At 74.2% G+C, this 19,696-nt stretch carries 14 protein-coding genes; 9 read left to right on the top strand and 5 right to left on the bottom strand.

The genetic code is table 11. The features are described from left to right. Nucleotides 1–61: 61 nt before the first annotated feature. Both ACFVX9_RS27925 and ACFVX9_RS27920 read right to left on the bottom strand, forming a co-directional pair. A complete protein-coding gene (locus ACFVX9_RS27925) occupies nt 62–3,115 on the bottom strand; it encodes an AAA family ATPase (RefSeq protein WP_387984144.1) in 3,054 nt (1,017 codons plus the stop codon). After that, a complete protein-coding gene (locus tag ACFVX9_RS27920; protein WP_380479509.1) occupies nt 3,112–4,281 on the bottom strand; it encodes an exonuclease SbcCD subunit D in 1,170 nt (389 codons plus the stop codon). Before ACFVX9_RS27920 ends, ACFVX9_RS27925 begins: the two co-directional genes overlap by 4 nt. Before the next feature lie 361 nt (nt 4,282–4,642). Between ACFVX9_RS27920 and ACFVX9_RS27915 the strand changes: the two genes are divergently transcribed. From ACFVX9_RS27915 to ACFVX9_RS27900, 4 genes are all read left to right on the top strand, one after another. Further along, nucleotides 4,643–4,924, top strand: a complete 282-nt coding sequence (locus tag ACFVX9_RS27915; RefSeq protein ID WP_380490888.1) for a hypothetical protein — start codon at nt 4,643–4,645, stop codon at nt 4,922–4,924. A gap of 668 nt (nt 4,925–5,592) precedes the next feature. Beyond that, the gene (locus tag ACFVX9_RS27910) at nt 5,593–6,462 is read left to right on the top strand and encodes a hypothetical protein (protein ID WP_387984141.1); all 870 of its coding nucleotides are present in this window, start codon (nt 5,593–5,595) and stop codon (nt 6,460–6,462) included. Between the two features lie 205 nt (nt 6,463–6,667). Continuing rightward, nucleotides 6,668–7,366 carry a hypothetical protein gene (locus tag ACFVX9_RS27905; protein WP_387984140.1) on the top strand — a complete coding sequence of 233 codons (699 nt, stop codon included), beginning with the start codon at nt 6,668–6,670 and terminating at the stop codon, nt 7,364–7,366. A gap of 487 nt (nt 7,367–7,853) precedes the next feature. Next, the gene (locus ACFVX9_RS27900) at nt 7,854–8,651 is read left to right on the top strand and encodes an SGNH/GDSL hydrolase family protein (RefSeq protein WP_380376909.1); all 798 of its coding nucleotides are present in this window, start codon (nt 7,854–7,856) and stop codon (nt 8,649–8,651) included. Between the two features lie 144 nt (nt 8,652–8,795). Here ACFVX9_RS27900 and ACFVX9_RS27895 read toward each other — a convergent pair whose 3' ends face one another. After that, nucleotides 8,796–9,686, bottom strand: coding sequence for a nitroreductase/quinone reductase family protein (locus tag ACFVX9_RS27895; protein ID WP_387984138.1), 891 nt, complete (start codon nt 9,684–9,686; stop codon nt 8,796–8,798). 292 nt (nt 9,687–9,978) lie between these two features. On the opposite strand from ACFVX9_RS27895, the gene ACFVX9_RS27890 reads away from it, so the two are divergent. Then, a complete protein-coding gene (locus ACFVX9_RS27890) occupies nt 9,979–10,365 on the top strand; it encodes a hypothetical protein (RefSeq protein ID WP_244293498.1) in 387 nt (128 codons plus the stop codon). A gap of 82 nt (nt 10,366–10,447) precedes the next feature. Here ACFVX9_RS27890 and ACFVX9_RS27885 read toward each other — a convergent pair whose 3' ends face one another. Continuing rightward, a complete protein-coding gene (locus ACFVX9_RS27885) occupies nt 10,448–11,635 on the bottom strand; it encodes a polysaccharide deacetylase family protein (RefSeq protein WP_387984172.1) in 1,188 nt (395 codons plus the stop codon). Between the two features lie 272 nt (nt 11,636–11,907). Beyond that, nucleotides 11,908–13,800: an AMP-dependent synthetase/ligase gene (locus tag ACFVX9_RS27880; RefSeq protein ID WP_380479499.1), complete on the bottom strand. Its 1,893-nt coding sequence runs from the start codon at nt 13,798–13,800 to the stop codon at nt 11,908–11,910. A 553-nt stretch (nt 13,801–14,353) separates the two neighbouring features. Between ACFVX9_RS27880 and ACFVX9_RS27875 the strand changes: the two genes are divergently transcribed. From ACFVX9_RS27875 to ACFVX9_RS27860, 4 genes are all read left to right on the top strand, one after another. After that, complete coding sequence (locus tag ACFVX9_RS27875; protein ID WP_387984136.1) at nt 14,354–17,260, top strand: nitrate- and nitrite sensing domain-containing protein; 2,907 nt, start codon at nt 14,354–14,356, stop codon at nt 17,258–17,260. Then, nucleotides 17,257–17,676: a roadblock/LC7 domain-containing protein gene (locus ACFVX9_RS27870; RefSeq protein WP_063349983.1), complete on the top strand. Its 420-nt coding sequence runs from the start codon at nt 17,257–17,259 to the stop codon at nt 17,674–17,676. The genes ACFVX9_RS27875 and ACFVX9_RS27870 overlap by 4 nt, the downstream gene beginning before the upstream one ends. An 8-nt stretch (nt 17,677–17,684) precedes the next feature. Beyond that, nucleotides 17,685–18,206, top strand: a complete 522-nt coding sequence (locus ACFVX9_RS27865) for a DUF742 domain-containing protein (RefSeq protein WP_387984134.1) — start codon at nt 17,685–17,687, stop codon at nt 18,204–18,206. A 127-nt stretch (nt 18,207–18,333) separates the two neighbouring features. Next, complete coding sequence (locus ACFVX9_RS27860) at nt 18,334–18,885, top strand: ATP/GTP-binding protein (RefSeq protein ID WP_380376947.1); 552 nt, start codon at nt 18,334–18,336, stop codon at nt 18,883–18,885. Nucleotides 18,886–19,696: the final 811 nt, after the last annotated feature.

Here is a 19,696-nt window from a genome sequence, read left to right as displayed (position 1 = left end):
CTGGGGCGAGAAGGCCTGGGAAGGCCGCCTCAAAGCCGCTGGCAGTGTCCCTGGGCGGTCCCTAGGCGTCCTCCCTCCCGGCCAGGGCCAGGGTCGAGCCGCGTCGCCCCTTGCGGACCAGGAGCTGGGCGGGGATGCGGGTGCGCAGGTCGGCGACGTGACTGACGATGCCGACCGCCCGGTCGCGTTCACGCAGGCCGTCGAGGACGTCCATCACCTCCTCCAGGGACTGCTCGTCGAGCGTGCCGAAGCCCTCGTCGATGAACAGGGTGTCCAGCGGCATGCCGCCGGCCTCGTCGGTGACCACGTCGGCCAGGCCCAGGGCCAGGGCGAGGGAGGCGAAGAAGCTCTCGCCCCCGGAGAGCGTCGCGGTGTCCCGCTCGGTGCCCGTCCAGGCGTCGACCACCCGCAGGGCCAGGCCCGAGCGCTTGTTGCCGGTGCCCCGGTCGTCGCTGTGCACCAGGGTGTAGCGGCCGCCGGACATCCGGACCAGCCGGTCGCTGGCCGCCGCCGCGACCTGCTCCAGCCGGGCCGCCAGGACGTAGGACTCCAGGCGCATCCGGAGCCGGTTCTCGGTGGAGGTGCCGGCGGCCAGCGCCGCGAGCCGGTTGATCCGCCCGTACCGGGCCAGCGCCGGGGCCAGCTCGTCCGCGAGGTCGGCCAGTTGCCGACCGATCGAGGCCAGTGCCGCGCACCGTTCGTCGGCCGCCGAGCGGTCGGCGTGGGCCCGGCCCAGCCGGTCGGTGGCGGCGCCGAGCGCGGCCGCGGCGGCGGGCAGGTCGACCGGCGGACGGGCCGCGGCCTCGGCCAGATCGGGCAGCGCGAGTTCGTGCCGGACGGCGGCGGACTCCGTCCGGTGCCGCTCCAGTCGGGCTGCCAGCCGCTCGCGCTCCGCGCGGGGGAGCAGCACGGCCAGGGCCTCCTCGGGGCTCGGGAAGCCCGCTGCGGCGGCGGCCTCGGCGAGCTCGCCCTCGGCGTCCCCGAGCCGGGCCAGCGCCTGCGCGCAGGCGCGCGAGGCCTCGGCCGCGGCGGCGACCCGCTCGACCAGCCGCTCCAGCGCGGCCGCCCGCGCGGCGACGGAGGCCGCCTCGCCCCGGGCCGCGGTCACCCGTGCGGCGAGCTCGCGCTGTTCGTGCCGGAGCGCCTGGAGCCGGTCGGTGCGGACGGCGGCGCGCTCCCGGGCCTCGCGCAGCTCGGCGAGCCGGCGGTCCCGGTCGGCCGACAAACGGGCGATCTCCTGCTCGACCCGGCCGAGCGCCTCCGCCGAGTGCAGTGCCTCGCGGTGCTCGCGGTCCAGCTCGGCGAGGGCCTGCGCGAGCGCGTCGGAGCCCTCCGGCCCGGCTGCGCCGGTGGCGGTGGCCTCGCGGACCCGCAGCGCGGTGAGGGCCTGGTCCGCTGCCGTCCAGGCCTGTTCGGCGGCGGCCTGGGCCCGGCGGGCACGCTCCTCGTCGTCGGCGCCGACCCGGCCGTCGGCGGTCTCGGCGGGCGCCGGGTGTTCGGGTGAGCCGCAGACCCGGCACGCTTCGCCCGTGCGCAGTTGCTCGGCCAGCTCGGCGGCCATGCCAGCCAGCCGCCGCTCGCGCAGGCCGAGGCCGTACTCGCGGGCGTCCAGCGCGGCGGTGCGCAGGGCGGCAGCGCGCGGCTCGGCGGCGGCGATCTCGGCCCGCAGGCCGTCGCGCTCCCGGGCGGCGTCCAGGCGGGTGCTCAACTCGGCACGTCGGCCGTCTAGTTGCTCGACCAGCGCGCCCGCCGCCCGGGCCCGGTCCTGCTGCTCCTGGAGGCCGCCGAGCCGCGCGTCGTACTCGGCCAGCCAGTCCTCGGCCTCCTCGGCGAGCTCGTCGGCCCGCCGGCGCTCCTCGTCCAGGCTCCGCTGCTCGCGGGCGAGTTCGGCGCAGCGCCGCTCCTCCGCCCCGGCGGCCTCCAGCCGGACCAGCCCGGCCCGCAGTTCGCGTTCGGCCTCGGCCAGCTCGGCGGTCCCCGCTTCGGCGAGCGCCGGGCCCCCGGCGGCAGCGCTGCCCGCGCCGCCGTCGCCGGCCAGCACCTCGCGGTGCCGTCGCTCGGCCTCCCGGGCCCGCCGGTGCGCCTCGGTCGCGCCCTCGTGCAGCCGCAGCGCGGACTCCACCCCGACGGCCGCCTGCGCCGCCGCCAGCCGCCGGCCGTCCCGGGCCGCCTCGGGCTCGAACGCGGCCAGCCGGTCGGCCTGGAGCAGCGCCTGCCGGTGGCGGCGCTGCCGCCCGGCCAGCTCCTCGGCGGCCGCGCGCTCGCCCTGGGCGGCGCGTTGCGCCTCCTCGGCGCCTGCCAGCGCGGCCCCGGCGACGGTGCGCTGTTCGGCTGCGCCGCTGCGCAGGATCGCCGCCCAGCCGAGCACCCCGGCGGTCAGGTCGGCGGCGTCCTCCTCGGCCGGCACCCAGCCCTCGGCGGGCTCGGCGCCCGGGCCGGCCGCCTGCTCGGCCTTGCTGGCGAGATCCCGCAGACGGCGACGGCCGGCCTGGACGGCGGCCTCCTGAACGCGCCGCTGCTCCGCGAGCCACCCCTCGACGTGCTGGAACCGCTCGGTGTCGAACAGCCGCCGCAGCAGCTTGCCGCGCTCCTCCGAGTCGCCCTTGAGGAAGCGGGCGAAGTCGCCCTGCGGCAGCAGCACCACCTGGCAGAACTGCTCCCGGTTCATGCCGATCAGCCGGTGGATCTCCTCCCCGGCCTCCTGGTGCGACTTGCTCACCGCCCGCCAGCCGGGCGTGCCGTCCCCCGCGTCGGCGGCCCACTCGCGCAGCAGGGTCTGCGGCCGCTCGACGGTGGTGCCGGTGCCGACCTTCTTCGGCCGCCGCTGCTCCGGCAGCCGGGTGATCTGCAGCCGCCGCCCGCCGAGCGTCAGCTCCAGCCGGACCTCGGTCAGCCTGCGCGCCTCGGCGTGGTCGCTGCGCAGCCGGTTGGCCCGCCGGGTGCCGGGGACGTCGCCGTAGAGGGCGAAGCAGACCGCGTCCAGCACGCTGCTCTTGCCCGCGCCGGTGGCGCCGCGCAGCAGGAACAGGCCGCCGGCGGCGAGCGCGTCGAAGTCGACGCTCTCGCTGCCCGCGAACGGGCCGAACGCGCTGACGGTGAGCCGGTGCAGCCTCATCGGGGCAGGTCCGCCTTCCGGTCGGTGGTCTCCCGGACGCTCTCGAACCCGGCGCGCAGCCAGCCCAGCTCGTCCGGCTCCGGCTCGGCACCCGGGCGTACGTGCCGCAGGAAGCCCTCCGCGATCTCCAGGTCGGCCCGGCCGCTGACCCGGGCCGCGTACGACCGGGAGGGCTCGGCCTCGCTCTCCTCGGGGTCGAAGAGCAGTTGGAGGGTGTGCGGGAAGCGGCGGCGCAGCTTCTCCATCGGCTCGCTCGGGCGGGCCGCGTCGGTGAGCGTCGCCTGCACCCAGGCCTGCTCGTACGGCGCGTACCCGTCCTTGGTGAGCAGCGCGTCGAGGCTGTCGCGCAGCGTGGCGAGCGGGCGCGGGCGCGGGCAGTCGACGCGCTCGGCGGCGACCGAGCCGTCGGCCGCGAGGTCGACCAGCCACATGGTCTTGCGCTGGTCCACCTCGGAGAAGGAGTAGGCGAGCGGCGAGCCGCTGTAGCGCAGGTGCGGGGCCAGGGTCTGGCAGCCGTGCAGGTGGCCGAGCGCGGCGTAGTGCACGCCGTCGAAGACGGAGGCGGGCACCGAGGCGACGCCGCCGACCGCGATGTCCCGCTCGCTGTCGCTCGCCGTGCCGCCGGTGACGAAGGCGTGCGCCAGCACCACCGCGCGGGTGCCGGCCGGGCGGGCCGCGAGATCGGCCCGGACCAGGTCCATCGCCGCGCCGAGCACCGCCGCGTGCCCGCCGCGCTCCAGCCCGAACCGCTCGCGCACCAGCGTCGGCTCCAGGTACGGCAGCCCGTACACCGCCACCGGCCCGTGCTCGTCCGCCAGCAGCACCGGGGCGGCGCACTCGCCCGGGTCGGTGCGCAGGTGGATGCCGGCCCGGCCGATCAGCCCGGCGCCGACGCCGAGGCGGCGGGCCGAGTCGTGGTTGCCGCTGATGAACACCGTCGGCACGCCCAGCCCGGCCAGCCGGTGCAGCACGTCGTCGAACAGGGCGACCGCGTCCAGGCCCGGCAGCGCCCGGTCGTACACGTCCCCGGCGACGAGCACGGCGTCCACGCGCTCGGCCCGGACCACGTCCACCAGGTGGTCCAGGAAGGCGCGCTGGGCGTCGTGCAGGCTCTCCCGGTGGAAGGAACGGCCCAGATGCCAGTCGGAGGTATGCAGCAGTCGCACTACAGCGCCCCTACCTGCATGTTTGCCACTTCCATGTCCTCCGAGTCAGCACCGAGTCAGCACCGGTCACGCGGCCGGCGCCTGGTCAGTACCGAGTATCACAGGACCCACCGACAGAGCCCCGTCCATCACAGCCCTCAGCCTCTCACCCGCATCAGGGGACAGGCGGCCGCAGACGTCGGCGGTGATCCGGATCGTGGATCCCAAGGAAAATGGGTCGGGCCCCGCCTTCTCGGGTGGGGCCCGCTTTCCTTGTTTCACGAGGCCCCCGAGATTCGCCGCACAACTGGCGTTGATCGAATGTCTACTGGCCGCTGGTCCACTGTGAGAACTGACCCCTTCGAGTCCTTGGACAACCATAGTGATCAAGCGTGTAGTAGTTGGCGTAGCGGCAACTGCGCTGTTCAGCCTCGGTGCCGGTGTGGCGCTTGCCCAGACGGGTGCGGAAAGCACGGCAGTCGTCACGGCTTTCCCTGCGACGGGTGCGGCCGTTCCGGTCGGCACCGAGGAGGCCCACGCTCAGGCCTCCGTGCCCGGACGGACCGGCGAGGCCAGCACCGCCAACTGGCACTGGGTCAACGGCGGAGCACGCAACACCGTTGTGACTCCGGCGGGCTGGAACGGCAAGCGCTTCGAGGAATGATATTTCGGGATTGCCCGCTGGTGCCCTGCACCGGCGGGCATTCGCCGTTGTACGGCGCACCCGTTCACAGCTGGATCGTCGTCCAGAAGTGGTCCATCCAACTCGCTGCTTTTGCGGCCAGATCTACTGGTGCGCCAAAAGCTGCCGCCCATTGGGCTGTGTCTCCATGCGGCAGTCGCATGGTTCCCGACCCTGACGTCCGGTACTGACAATCCCGTCCGGATCGGGAGGCCCGGGGTCCTGGGACGCGCGTGTTCGATTACTCGGGGTGGATTGTCAGTGGCTCTGTGTATGTTCCTCGACGTCGGCGGTTCCGGGGTCGGAGCGGTCGGCGGTGTCCGGTGCTGGGCTAGTCGGTGGGAGGAACCGTGCGGGTGTGGTCGTTGGGTCGTGAGGGCTCCGAGGTTGCGGAGCGTTGTGCGGGGCGTTGTGGGGGCTGCCGGGGTTCCGTGGCCGTCGATGTCTTCGGGCGGTCGCGGGTCCGCCGGCGGGTGCTGCTGCGCGCCGGGCGGCGGGCCGGGGCGGACGGTGGGCCGGGTGCTCCCGGCGGGGCCCGGCCGTCCGGTGGTGACCGGCCGCCGGGAGGGCGTGCGGGCGGGGCCGGTGCGCGGGGGCGCCGTGGCGGGCGGGCCCGGGGTGCTCCGCCGCCGCAGCCGGTGGCGGTCGCGGTGGCGGCGGCTGCGTCCGACTTCGCCGGCCTCGCGCGGTACGGGTTGTTCGGCCGGCTCGCCCACCAGGAGTACCTGCGGCGCTCGGAGGAGCAGCTGAGGGTCCTGCACGCGCAGGGCCTGGAGGTGCACCTGCGGGTCCTGGAGGCGGGTGACTACGAGGACTACTGCACGGCGCTCGGCCTCGACCCCCGGACGCCCGCCGCCCGGGTCGCGTACGCGGGCGATCCGGAGCTGGCCGGGGAGCCCTTCGTCTACGCGGGGGAGCGGCTGGCCGAACTGCTCCCGGTCCTGCTGGACGACCACCGGGCGCGGGTGCGGATGTCCGTCGCGGGCGTGGCCCTGCTGGAGGCGGTCGGCGACGACCCGGACGGGCAGCGGCGGCTGGCGGCGGTGATGGGGTACGTGACGTCGGCCTACCTCGCTCTGGCCGAGGGCGCGGGGGAGGGCTGCCACCTGCTGACGCTGCGCTGCCACGGCCCGGAGGACGGCGAGCAGCTCAGCTCGGCGGTGGAGGTCTGCGTGGAGGCGGGCGGCCTCCACCCCGCCGGGCGGGACACCGAGGCGTTCTGCGTGACGCTGGCGGCGGGGGTCGCCGGCGGCGGGGCGGGGGCGTTGCTGCTGCACGGCGATCCGGGCGTCCCGGCGCCCGGGGCCTCGGCCTCGGACGGGCCGTGGGTGCGCGGTTGGGCGCTGGCCGGCGGGCGGTTGCGGCCGATGACGGTGCACGAGGTGTTCGACGAGCTGGCCGACGACGCCGCGCGCGGGCTGCCGTTCCCGCCCGGGGTGGTCCCGCGCCCGGGCTTCCCGCTGCCGGGCTTCCCGGAGCCCGCTTCCCCGTCGGAGGAGGGGGGTGGGCCGCTGGGGTGATCAGGGGGTTTCCACCCCTGCCATCCACCATGCGGCGCTGGGGACTGTTCATCGACCGCCTGTTCGGGGAAGATTCGGAGAAGATCAACAGCAGGAGCGTGCGGTGCCCCACGCCGCCGCTCCGGCCGCTCCGCTCCGTACCGTGCTCCGCAGGTCCGTCCCGCGCACTGCCGGTCCGGCGAGCCCGACAGCGAGAGGGGGACGCATGAGCCGGATCGAGTACAGCGCGGAGATCGCCGAGCTGCTCGGCAGGGTGCGCCGGCGTCCCACGGCGGGGTGGCCGTGGCGGCCGGGCGAGCAGGTGCCCGAGGGGCTGCCGGTGAAGCAGTCCTGGGGGTGGCTGTTCGCTCCGGACGGGCGGGTGCTGACCCTGGTCAACCCCAGGGACGGGATCTGCTCGCTCCCCGGCGGCTCGCTGGAACCGGAGGACGCCGGGGATCCGGCCTCCGCGCTGGCCCGGGAGGCGGCCGAGGAGGCCCAGGCCGTGATCGGCCGACCGTACTACCTCGGTTACCTCTACGACCGGGTCGGCTCGGCCAACGGCGGGCACGAGTGTGCGCGGGTCCGGATGGCGGCGGCGCTGCGCGCGGTCGGCCCGAGCGCGGCCGACCCGGCCTCCGGCCGGCACTACCGGCGGCTGCTGGTCGCGCCCGGACTCGCCGTCGAACTGCTCGGCTGGGGCGCGCCCGGGCTGCGCCAGGCCCGGGTGGCGGTCTCCACCGCCGCCCGTCGGCTCGGCGTGCCGGTCGCCGCGAACGAGGCGATCGAGGAGCTGCCGGTGGAGGGCTGCGTGGTCTTCCCCGGCGCCGTCTACCCGGATGCCGCGTGTCCGGACGCCGGTTACCCGGAGGCCGTCCGCCCGGATGCGGTGTGCCCGAGCGAGTCTCACCCGGGCCTCGCGTAGCCGGAGGAGGGGTTGCCGGGTGACGGTGCCGTCCGCGTGATCCACGGTCAGGGCTTCGAGCTGGAGCCCGCGTGCGCCGGAGCCCGCGCGCGCTGACGCCCTTGCGTGAGAAGTCGGTTCGCGCGGAGTCGGGTCGTGTCGTGCCGGTTCGTGGCGGTTCGTGCCGCGCTGTGCCGTGGCGAGCCCCGGCGCGACGCGACGCGTCGTACGGCGGGGTGGCCTGGCGATGGCCGTGTCGTAACGGTGTCCTGGCCGCGCCCTGACTACCAACTGACCACTCGCTGACTTTTTCACCGACCACTGTCTACGCGCGATGACCGACGTCGGTCGGCGTACACCGGCGCTGACCAGCGCCAACTCACGCCCTGTGGCCGATGGTTCACTTCTGCGTTGTCGGACTGCCCGTCAATGTCCTTGGCATGACCGCTTCCCGGTTCACCTACTGCCTGGTATCACTTCTGTGACCCGTACCACACCAGGAGGTGCCATGCTCCGTCCAGCGCGCGCCATGTCCGTTGCCGCGATAGCGGCTCTGCTCACTCTGACCACGTTGTTCACCGCTTCATCCGCGAATGCGGCGAGCGTCAACTACGTCGCCCTCGGGGACTCCTACTCCGCCGGTGTCGGTGCCGGCAGCTACCTGAGCGACAGCGGCAACTGCAAGCGAAGCACCAACGCCTACCCGTACCTGTGGAAGAACGCGCACTCGCCGTCGTCCTTCTCGTTCGTCGCGTGTTCCGGCGCCAGAACCGGAGACGTCCTCAGCAACCAGATCTCCGCGCTGAGCTCCAGCACCACGCTGGTCAGCCTGTCGGTCGGCGGCAACGACGCCGGCTTCGCCGACACCATGAAGACCTGCGTGCTGGAGTCGGACAGCACCTGCCTCAGCGCCGTCAGCGCGGCCCAGAACTACGCCCGCAACACCCTGCCCGCCCAGCTGGACAAGGTGTACTCGACGATCCACACCAAGGCGCCGAACGCCCACGTGGTGGTGCTGGGCTACCCGCACCTCTACAAGATCGGCGGCAGCTGCATCCTCGGCATCAGTGACACCAAGCGCGCCGCGATCAACGGCGCCGCCGACACGCTGGACGAGGTCATCGCCAAGCGGGTCGCCAACGCCGGCTTCAGCTTCGGCGACGTGCGCAGCATCTTCACCGAGCACGAGATCTGCGGCTCGCAGACCACCTGGCTGAACAGCGCCACCCTGCCGGTCGACGAGAGCTACCACCCGAAGGCCGCCGGCCAGTCCGGTGGCTACCTCCCGGTCTTCACCCAGTCGTAACGGCTTCGCGCCGGTAGGCCGTCGCATCGGCAGGCCCGTCACATAGGTGGGACCGTCGCTCCAGGGCGCCCGCCGAACCCGGCACGCGGGCCGTCGGCCCCTCTCCCCGAGCGTGGGGAGAGGGGCCGACGGCATTCGTGCGTCTCAGTCCCGGGCCGGACCGGGCCGGAGCGGCGGGAACGGGATCCCGGCGAGCGTCGGGAGCAGTTCCGCTTCCTCGTAGTCGAGGTGTGCCTCCAGCTCGGCCGACATCCGGTCCAACTCGGCCCGGAGCCGGTCCGGTTCGGTGACCTCGATCCCGGCCAGCAGTGCCACCAGCTCCTCCTTGATCCGCCCGATCACCAGGTGCTGTTCGCCCAGCTGTTCCAGCACCCCGGCCAGCTCCGGGTGGTTGCGCGCGAGCGCGGGGAAGATCGCGGCGTCCTCGCCGGTGTGGTGGTGCGTCAGCCCCTCGCAGAAGGCGAGGCAGTGCTGGCGCAGTTGGAGTCCGAGGCCGGCCGGGCGGCCCACGACGTGCGAGTGCGCCTCCTCCCGGACGTGGCGCAGCTGCGCACGCAGCCAGGTGTGGGCCTCCAACAGCTTGTCGGCGAGGCTGCGCACCTCGCGCGCGGGTGTCTCGGGCCGTTCCAGGACGACCACCGGCAGTTCCCGGTCGGTGTTCGCCTGGTAGTCGCCGTACCCGGGTGCCTGCCGGACGACGGCCGCGAACAGTCGTTCCCGGCGGGCGCCTTCGGCGGGTACGGCGATCACGTCGAACGCCTCGGAGCCGAGTTCGACCCGGACCACCGGTCGGGCGAGCAGGTTGCGGTACCACTGCGGGTGGTCCGGCGCCCCGGCGGCGGAGGCGACGACCAGGAGCAGTCCCTCGGCCCGGACGTACCCGAGCGGCACGGTGTGCGGCTTGCCCGACCTGGCCCCGGCGGTGGTGAGCAGCAGCAGGTCGCCGCCCTCGAACGGGCCGCCGACCCGCCCGCCGTCGGCCCGGAACTCCTCGATGACGCTCTGGTTGAACTGGTTGACATGGTTCGTGGACATGGACATAGGTGTGGGTGAAGTCTCCTGCAGGGGTTGGGAGTCACGGCCACACGCGGTGCACGGGCGCGCACGCGGACACCACGGTGACCGCCTACGTCAGATCAGGGCAGCGGAGAAAGTGCTCATCGCGCATCGTCCCTCGGATAAAGGTGCTCGCTCGGCTGCCGGCCGGCCCACTACTCTGTGGCCGGCGCCGCGCTGCACGCCCCCATTAGAGCCACGCGCGGACGCCCTGTCAACGAGCAAGATCGCCGCCGAAAGATCGCCGACGCGGGATCGCCGATGAAGGGAAGTGAACGCCGTCGTGGAGCGCATCGTCGACCTCGACCACGCTGCCGAGCGGATCGCCGCCCGGGCCGTACGCTGGCGGGCCGCCGGTCTGACGGTCGGCGCGCTCACCTGGCGCGACGCCCTGGCCCCGTGGCCGCAGCCGCTGGAGACGGACCGCGCCCGCGTCACGGACCCGGACTCCGTCGGCGTCCAGGTCGTGGACCCGCTGTCCGGTGGCGAACTGCACGTGGTGCTGTTCCGTGGCGGCTGGGCCGATGTCGAGTACCTCGCCGCCGGCTGGGAGGAGCAGGACGACGCCGAGGGCGGCGTGATCCCGGCCAACGATTTCACCGGCGCCGCCGACTTCGACGAGCGCCTGCGCGGCTGGATGGCGCACGTCTTCGGCTGAGCCCGGCCGCCGGTGGACGGGAGCCCCGCGAGTGGGTGCCCCCGTCGGCGGGCTCCCTGGGGAGCCCGCCAGCGGCGACGCGTCAGCGCAGGTAGTCGACCAGGCCGGCCGGCTTGAGCCCGGCCGCGTCGGCAGCGGCGAGGGCGCGCTGGAGATCGGAGGCGAGGGTGTCGGTCCAGTGCATCAGGACGACGTCGCCCGGCTGCAGCAGGCCCGGGTGCCAGATGTTGGACGCGCCCCAGCTGAAGTCCGCGTCGGCGGTGAGCACGGTGCGGATGCCGCAGTTGGCGGCGGCCTGAAGGGTGTCGGCGTTCCAGGCGAAGTACGGCGGGCGGAAGGCCACCGGTGTGGTGCCGAACTGGCGGGTCAGGGCGTCGCGGGCGTCGCAGATCTCGATCTGCTGCTGCTCCAGCGGCAGTTTGCTGAGGTCGGAGTGGGAGACGCTGTGGTCCTGGATGGAGGAGCCGGGTACGGCCGTGACGCGCCGGAAGAAGTCGGGGTCGGTGCCGGCCGGCATCGGCAGCGGGAATGCGGTGATCGGCAGCCGGTGGTCGGCGATGACTTTCTCCGCCTCGGGGGTGCGCTGCCAGCCGTCGTCGACGGTGAAGAAGACGACCTTGTCGCTGGTGGGCACGGATCCGGCGGCTACGGCCGGGGCGGGTGCGGGGCCGTCCACCCGGACGTCGTCGACCGAGAACGGGCCCTGCTGGTACCAGCCGTGGACGTAGAGCCGGACGCTGTGCGCGTTCGGGCCGGTGGTGAACCGGGTGGTGAGCTGCTGCCAGCCGCCGCCGGTGGTCTCGGTCCAGGCCGGGGCGACGTCCCTGCCGGTGCCGGTGGCTCCCAGGTAGACGAAGGCGCCGCGGACCCAGGCCGAGGCGGTGTAGGCGGTGTTGGGCTGGACGGCCACGGTCTGCGCGCACTCGCCGGTGGAGTCGGCGGTGGCCGGCGTGACGGTGAGCGCGGAGGCGCCGGAGTGCGCGGTGGTGGTGGTGACGGCGGCTTCGGCCGGGCCGCCGGTGCAGTTCCAGCCGGGGACGGCGCCCCAGGCGGAGAGGTCGGGGGCGGGCAGTTCGAAGCCGGGGTTGATGGCCAGGTTGACGGTCGGGCCGCTCGGGGTGTTCGGACCGCTCGGGGCGCTCGGCGCGGGCCCGGGGGTGGCGGAGGCCGCCGGGGCGGCGAAGGCGGTGAGCAGCGCGACGGAGGCGGCCAGCGCGGACAGGCGCGTGGACAGGCGCGCAGACGGGCGCGCAGACGGGCGCGTGGACATCGACACGAGAGGACTCCTGCGTGTGGGGGACACGCCCGTGGGGAGGGCGTGGCGGAATCGGAACCCTGGAACCGGAACCCTGGAACCGGGCCCGTGGGGCGGGCCTCTGGAACCGGGCTCGCGGGACCTGGGTGCTCCCGGAGGGGCGGGAGCGGATGGTGCGCCGCACTCGGACCGAGGAGAAACAATGGACTGGACCAATCAGCCCGTCAAGGGAACGGCCGGTGAACCGAAGCCCACCGCACCTGCCACAAAAGGGACGAGACGATGCGTCAGGGGACGTACAACTCCGCGATGTCATCGGCGTAGTACTCGGCGATCGCCGCCCGGCGCAGCTTCAGGGAGGGTGTCAGCAGCCCCTGGTCCTGGCTGAACTCGCGGGGCAGCAGCCGGAACGCGCGGATCGACTCGGCCCGCGACACCGCCGTGTTCGCCGCCGCCACCGCGCGCTGGACCTCGGTGTGCAGCTGCTCGTCCGCGAGCACCGCCCACGGGTCCAGCTGCTCCAGCCCGTGCGTCTTCAACCAGTGTGCCAGCGCCGCCGGGTCGAGCGTGATCAGCGCGGCCACGTACGGGCGGTCGTCGCCCACCACCAGGCACTGGGAGACCAGTGGGTGCGCGGCCACCCGCTCCTCCAGCGCCGACGGGGCCAGGTTCTTGCCGCTGCTGGTGACGATCAGGTCCTTCTTGCGGCCGGTGATGGTCAGGTAGCCGTCCTCGTCCAGCCGGCCCAGGTCGCCCGTCCCGAACCAGCCGTCGATCAGGGACTCCGCCGTGCACTGCGGGTGGTTGAGGTAGCCGCCGAAGACCGAGCCGCCGCGCACCCAGACCTCGCCGTCGTCGGCGAGGGCCACCGACGAGCCCGGCAGCGGGTGCCCGACCGTGCCCAGCTTCTGCCGCCCGATCGGGTTGGCCGTGATCGCGGCGGACGTCTCGGTCAGCCCGTAGCCCTCGTACAGGTGCAGGCCGGCGCCGGTGAAGAAGAGGCCGAGTTCACGGCGCAGCGCGGAGCCGCCGCACATCACGCTGCGCACCCGGCCGCCGAGTACGGCCCGCAGCCGCTGGTAGACGGTCCGCTCGTAGGCGAGGTGGCGCAGCCGCAGCTTGGGGCTGGGCCCGGGCCCGCGCCCGAACGCCTTCTGCTCCCGGGCGGCGGCCCAGTCGACGGCCACCTGCCGGGCCTGTTCGAAGAGTTCGCCGCGCCCGGCGTCCTCGGCGGCCCGCCGGGCCTGCTGGAAGATCTTCTCGAAGACGTACGGGACGACGTGCAGGAAGGTCGGCCGGAAGGACTCCATCGCGGGCAGCAGGGCGTCGGTGGAGACCTCGGGGACGTGCCCGATCCGGAAGCCGCCGCGGATCGCCGCGACCTGCACGGCCCGTCCGTAGACGTGTGCCAGCGGCAGGAACAGCAGGGTGGACGGCTGTCCGCCGCCGGTGTCGTGGAAGGCCTCCCGCCAGCCGCCGAGCAGCGCGTCGGCCTCGGCGGCCAGGTTGGCGTGGGTGATCAGGCAGCCCTTGGGGCGGCCGGTGGTGCCCGAGGTGTAGACGACCGTGGCGACGTTCCCGGCCGTGACGCCGAGCCGCTGGCGGTGGACGAGCGAGTCGGGCACGTCACGGCCGTCCTCGGTGATCGCGGCGACGCAGTCGCGGTCCAGCTGCCAGATGCCGGTGAGGTCGGGCAGCGCGTCGCAGACCGCGCCGACCGTCATCGCGGCGTCCTCGTCCTCGACCAGGCAGGCCACGGCCTGGGTCTCGGCGAGGATCCAGCGCACCTGCTCGGCCGCCGCCGTGGGGTAGACCGGGACGGTGATCGCGCCGATCGACCAGAGCGCGTAGTCGAACAGCGTCCACTCGTAGCGGGTGCGGGACATCAGGGCGACCCGGTCGCCGTAGCGCACGCCCCGGGTGAGCAGGCCCTTGGCGAGGGCGAGCACCTCGTCGCGGAACTCCCGCGCGGTGACGCCCCGCCACTCGTCCCGCCACTCGTCCCGGTGCCCGAACCGGTGCCCGTCCCGGTGCTCGGCGGGGTCGGCGGGGCCCGGCGGGCCGACGCGGCGGGCCAGCTGCACCAGGTCCGGTGTGCGTTCGGCGGTGTCGTACAGCGAGTCGGCGAGTCCACCGGTGGCCTCGGGCCCGGCCACGGCGGGGGTGGTGAACTCGCGCACATTCCCCCCGTTGGCGTCTCGCGGCGGCACTGCCCGCGCCGGTGCCGGAACCGGTGTCGGCGCCGGAGGCCGTGGCGGCGGTGCCGGGCCGCGCAGGTGGAGCGAAACTATCGGATCGGCCTGTCACTGCCCAGGGTTGTGACCGTGACGCGACGAGATCGGCACCGGTCCCTGCGGAAGGTGTCGCCGCCGAGGAGGAACCGCGTGCGTTCGGTGACCGGGCAAACCGGGCGGCGGTGGATGATCCGGACGCGAGCCCGCAGTGACCGGGAGTCGATCCTGACGTGTGCGGGGCAAGCCGGGGAAGTGGACTGGTACGACCCTCGAACGAGTGGTCAGGGCGTAGTAGGCTCTCGCAGACCTGCGACCGGGGGCCTCCCGGCCAGGCCCGATCCGACGACGCACCATCCACGCCGACCAGCCCCGAAGCCGATTCCCGAAGCCCGCACCCGAACTCTTTCCGAAGCCCTTTCCCAAGCCTTTTCCGGCCGAGCCCCGCGGCTCCTCCGAACCGCTCCCCGTCCGCGCCTGGCACTTCCCGACCGAGGACTCCATGCGTCTGCGCAGCAGCTCGATCCGCGCGAAGATCATCGCGCTGCTCCTGGTGCCCATCGTCGCACTCACCGCGCTGTGGGTGTACGCGACCTTCGCCACCACCGGAGACGTCTGGGGCCAGCTGGAGATCAGCCGTACGTACAAGGAGTTCGGGACCCCGGTCGACCGGTACGCCGACGATCTGCAGAACGAGCGCCGCGCGGCCGTCCAGCGACTGGCCGTCCCGAACTCGCAGGTCGCCACGGACGCCTACGAACACGCCAAGGCCGCCACCGACCGCAGCCTCGACGTCCTGCGGCAGAAGAAGGACCACGCGGGCGGCAAGCTCTCCAGCTCCCAGCGCGGCCGCTTCCTGCAGATCATCGCCGCCGCCGACCAGATCGGACCGCTGCGCGCGCAGGTCGGCCGCTCCGCGCTCAACTGGGAGTTCGCGCTGGGGCAGTACAGCGACCTGGTCAAGCCGGTGTTCGGCTTCCGGTCCGCCTACGTCGCCCGGCAGACCGGCCAACTCCCGCGGCAGGGGACCATCCTGATCGAGCTGGTGCGCGCCCGCGAGTACCTCGCGCAGGAGGACGCGGCGATGGAGGGCCTGCGCGGTGGCGCGGCCAAGCCCACCGCCGAGCAGTACCAGGTCGCCCTGGACGCCCTGCACAACCAGCAGGCCCTGTTCACCGTCTACATCGCCGAACTCGAACCCGCGGACCAGTCCGACTACATCGCCCTGCGCGGCGGCGAGGCCTGGGCCGCGCTGGCCCGCGCCGAAGCGGACTTCGTCGGCGCCGGCGGCCCCGAGCGGGTCGCCCAGGCGATCAACGGCGACTCCTGGCGGGAGACCGCCGACCGGGCGCTCGGCGACCTCACCTCGATCAACACCCGGATCGCCAACGGGATCGGCGAGCGCGAACGGTCCGCCGCGATCGGGCTGCTCTGGCGCGGCGGCATCGCCGGTGCGATCGGCCTGGTCGCGGTCGTCCTGTCGGTGCTGATCTCCTTCCGGATCGGGCGCGGCCTCGCCCGCGAACTGATCGGACTGCGCAACGCGGCCAACGAACTGGCCGGCGCCCGGCTGCCCTCCGTCATGCTGCGGCTGCGCCGCGGCGAGGCGGTGGACGTCGCGGCCGAGGCACCCGAACTGCGCTTCGGGGCAGCCGAGATAGGCCAGGTCGGCCAGGCCTTCAACGCCGTCCAGCGGGCCGCCGTCGAGGCCGCCGTCGAACAGGCCGAACTGCGGCGCGGCGTCTCGGCGGTGTTCGTCAACCTCGCCCGGCGTAGCCAGGTGCTGCTGCACCGCCAGCTCACCCTGCTCGACACCATGGAGCGCCGCACCGAGAACCCGACCGAGCTGGCCGACCTCTTCAAGGTCGACCACCTCACCACGCGCATGCGGCGGCACGCCGAGGGCCTGATCATCCTCGCCGGCGGCTCGCCCGGGCGCGCCTGGCGCAAGCCCGTCCGGATGGTGGACGTGGTCCGCGCGGCGGTCGGCGAGGTCGAGGACTACGCCCGGGTGATCGTCCGGCCGTTCCCCGGCACCGGCCTGCTCGGCAGCGCCGTCGCGGACGTCACCCACCTGATCGCCGAACTCGTCGAGAACGCCGCGGTGTTCTCCCCGCCGACCACCCAAGTCACCGTCCAGGGTGAGGTGGTGGCGCACGGATTCGCGCTGGAGATCGACGACCGCGGGCTCGGGCTGAGCGATCAACTCCTCGCCGAAACCAACGAACGCCTCGCCGTGGAGCAGGAGTTCGACCTCGCCGACACCGACCGGCTGGGCCTGTTCGTGGTCAGCCGGCTGGCCCGGCGGCACGGCATCCGGGTCCACCTGCGCCCGTCCCCGTACGGCGGGACGACGGCGGTCGTGCTGATCCCGCGCGAACTGCTCGCCGAGGCGCCGGACGGCCTGCCCGAACCGCCGCCCACCGGACAGCGCTCCGCCCCGGTCCGGCGTGGACAGCGCGACCTGGTCGCCGTGCCCGCGCTCGGCGGTGGCGGTGGCGGTGGCGGTGGCGGTGGCGGTGGTGGCGGCGGCGGTACGGCGGAGGGCGCGGCTCGGGCCGCTGCCGGCTCTGCCGTCGGCGCCGGTGCCGGTGCCGGTGCCGGGTCTGTGGCCGGTTCCGTCGCGGGGGAGGACGAGCGGAACCGGGGCAGCGGCGGTCCACGGCCGTCCACGCCCGAGCCGGCCCGGACACCGGGCGGGCTGCCGCGACGGGCCTCGCGGACCAAGGGCGGGCCGGTGCTGGTGCCCGCGCCGCCCAGGGACGCCGAGGACGGTGCGGGGACGGGGCGCCACCGTCGGGACGAGCCGACCACGGCCGCTCCCGTCGTCGACGGGCCCGCGGACCTGCCGTTGGTCGCAGGCCCGCGGACCGAGGGCGGGCTGCCCCGGCGGGTCCGGCAGGCGAACCTCGCGCCGCAGCTCAAGGAGCAGCTGAAGGAGCGCCTCCGGGAACGGGCCGACAACGGGCCCGAGGACGAGGCCGCCCTCGCCGCCCGACGGGCCCGGGAGGCCCAGGAGGCCGAGCGGGCGCGTGAGCGCTCGCCCGAGGAGGCGCGGGCCACCTTCGCCTCGTTCCAGCGCGGCTTCACCCGAGGGCGCGGCGCCGCCACGCCCAGGTCGGCCCCGTCGAGTGCCCGGCCCGCCGCAGTACCCGCCTGGCAGCCGCCGGACCCCGCCCGGCGGGCGATCAGTCCGGCACCCGCCCCGGCGGCGCTGTCCGCGCCGCCGGACGGTGCGCGGGCACCGCTCGCCCGTCGGGTGCCGGCCGGCTCGCCCGTCCGACGGAACCCGGCAAACCCTGCACCACCGGGAACACCTGCACCATCGACAACACCCGTACCAACAGCACCACCTGCACCACCTGCACCACCTGCACCACCCGCTCCATCGGAAGGAACTGATTCATGACCACTTCGACGCAGCCGTCCGGGGACCTCAACTGGCTCCTGGACGACCTGGTGGGGCGCGTCGCGGCCCTGCGGCACGCCGTGATCCTCTCCAGCGACGGCCTGGCCACCGGAGCCTCCCGCGACCTCGACCGCGAGGACGCCGAGCACCTGGCGGCCGTCGCGGCCGGATTCCACAGCCTGGCCAAGGGCGCCGGCGGGCACTTCAAGGTCGGCGGAGTCCGCCAGACCATGGTGGAACTGGACGAGGCGTTCCTGTTCATCACGGCGGCCGGTGACGGCAGCTGCCTGGCCGTGCTGAGCGAGGCCGAGGCCGACATCGGCCAGATCGCCTACGAGATGGCGCTGCTGGTCAAGCGGGTCGGCGAGCACCTGGCCGCCGAGCCGCGCACCGAAGCCGCGCCGCCGGGGAGATGAGCGGTCCGATGGCGGATCCGAAGGCTGAGGCGGCGGGGCCGTCCGAGTCGTCTGGCTCGGGCGGCTCGGACGTGTCGGCCGGGGCGGTGGTGGAGCAGACGGGCCAGGACGGGGCCGAGTCCGACCTGCTCCACCCGCGTGCCCCTGCCGACGACCGCTGGTTCGACGACGAGGCCGGCCCGGTCGTGCGGCTCTACTCGATGACCCGCGGCCGCACCCGGCCGGTCGAGGACGGCCTGTTCGACCTGATTTCGCTGATCACCGCCGCCGAGCCCGGGCCGAACGCGGGGGCCGTGCCCGCGCACGTCCTCGACCCGGAGCACCAGACCCTCCTCGCCTGGTGCCGCCGCGAGCCGCTGTCCGTCGCCGAACTCGGCTCCTACACCGACCTGCCGGTCAGCGTCGTCCGGGTGCTGCTCGGCGACCTCTACGACGCCGAGCTGATCAGCGTCACCCGACCCGTTCCGCTCGCCGAGCTGCCGGACGAGCGCCTGCTGCGAGACGTGATCAATGGACTCCGTGCGCTCTGACCACGACGGCCGCGCCGCTGCCGGCGGTACCTCTGCCGGCAGTACCCCTGGTGGCGGCACCCCCGGCGGCCACGGCTCCGGCGGTCGCGCCAACGACCCGCGCTGGCGCGGCGGCCCGGCCGTCGCGGTGAAGATCCTCGTCGCGGGCGGCTTCGGCGCGGGCAAGACCACGCTGGTCGGCTCGGTGAGCGAGATCCGGCCGCTGCGCACCGAGGAGGAGCTCAGCGAACTGGGCCGCCCGGTGGACGACACCTCGGGCGTGGAGGCGAAGCGCACCACCACCGTGGCGATGGACTTCGGCCGGATCGACCTGCGGCCCGGACTCGCGCTGTACCTGTTCGGCACACCCGGGCAGGACCGGTTCTGGTTCGTCTGGGACGAGTTGGCCCGCGGCGCGCTCGGCGCACTGGTGCTCGCGGACACCCGGCGGCTGGCCGACTGCTTCCCGTCGGTCGACTTCTTCGAGCAGCGCGGCATCCCGTTCGTGGTCGCGGTGAACTGCTTCGACGGCACCGAGCGGTTCTCCCCGGACGAGGTCCGGGACGCGCTCGACCTCGACCCGGACATTCCCGTGCTGCTGTGTGACGCCCGCCTGCGGGAGGACGGGAAGGAACTCCTGGTCGCGCTCGTCGAGCACGCCGCCGCCCGTCGCCACCGCGGCGCCCCGGCCCGGACCTGACGCCGCCACACCCCGGGTAGAGCGCTGCTGGGACCCGGTCCGACGACACCGCGTCCGGGTCTGATGCCTCCGCGCCCCCGGTCTGACGACACCGCGTCCCTGGTCTGACGCCGCCGCACCCTCGGTCCGGCAGTGCGCCCTCGGTCCGGCACTGCACCCGCACAGAGGCTTCACAGAGCCTTCGAGCCTCCCGACGTCTCATTCGGTTGTCCGCATCCCGGACGTTCGGTGTGCCGAAGGTTGCCTAGACCGGCCCGGCGTGGAAGGCTCTGGGCACGAAAGCCGCCCGGCCATGCCGTCGGGAGGGCCGGAAACGTTCCGTTCACGAAGGCGCGCATCGACGACGACGCGCCGTCGTACAGAGCAAGGGGGAGGGCAGCAGGATGACCGTCGGCCAGCGACACGCCACGACCGATCCCACCCCCGTCACGCCGGTGCTCACCGTCCGCCGCTACATCGACCAGGCACTGATCTGCAGCGCCTGTTGTCGGTGACCGGCCGGCCCCTTCCCGGTACGTCCCTGACGCTCCCGGCCCACCCGGCCGCCGTCTGACGCACCGCCAATCCCGTCGACCAGGCCGTAGCGGACCCGCCTCATCCGGCGTGCCCGCGACCGCCGATCCGGCCCCGCCTCGCGGAGAGACCACCAGTGAACATCGCCTGCACCAGCCCCGCCCCCGGCATCGCCGGCCGTCCCCGCTCGACCGGGGCGGCCTCCGCGATGTGCGTCGGCGGACCGGCCAGGCGGTGGAACGGGCGCGCGAACCGCGCCGGGGACAGCCACCAGGGTCGCCTCGACCTTGAGCCGTTC

The sequence above is a fragment of the Kitasatospora sp. NPDC058243 genome (assembly GCF_042882025.1).
Classification (GTDB): domain Bacteria; phylum Actinomycetota; class Actinomycetes; order Streptomycetales; family Streptomycetaceae; genus Kitasatospora.
The sequence above is the reverse complement of the archived record's forward strand: the minus strand, read 5'-3'. Positions and strand labels throughout refer to the sequence as shown.

Bases quoted from the DNA above. Each gene is read 5' to 3' on its own strand.
- ACFVX9_RS27885 (WP_387984172.1), bottom strand. From the start codon at position 11,635: ATGTCCACGCGCCCGTCTGCGCGCCCGTCTGCGCGCCTGTCCACGCGC.
- ACFVX9_RS27905 (WP_387984140.1), top strand. From the start codon at position 6,668: ATGAGCCGGATCGAGTACAGCGCGGAGATCGCCGAGCTGCTCGGCAGG.
- ACFVX9_RS27900 (WP_380376909.1), top strand. From the start codon at position 7,854: ATGCTCCGTCCAGCGCGCGCCATGTCCGTTGCCGCGATAGCGGCTCTG.
- ACFVX9_RS27925 (WP_387984144.1), bottom strand. From the start codon at position 3,115: ATGAGGCTGCACCGGCTCACCGTCAGCGCGTTCGGCCCGTTCGCGGGC.
- ACFVX9_RS27865 (WP_387984134.1), top strand. From the start codon at position 17,685: ATGGCGGATCCGAAGGCTGAGGCGGCGGGGCCGTCCGAGTCGTCTGGC.
- ACFVX9_RS27870 (WP_063349983.1), top strand. From the start codon at position 17,257: ATGACCACTTCGACGCAGCCGTCCGGGGACCTCAACTGGCTCCTGGAC.
- ACFVX9_RS27895 (WP_387984138.1), bottom strand. From the start codon at position 9,686: ATGTCCACGAACCATGTCAACCAGTTCAACCAGAGCGTCATCGAGGAG.
- ACFVX9_RS27875 (WP_387984136.1), top strand. From the start codon at position 14,354: ATGCGTCTGCGCAGCAGCTCGATCCGCGCGAAGATCATCGCGCTGCTC.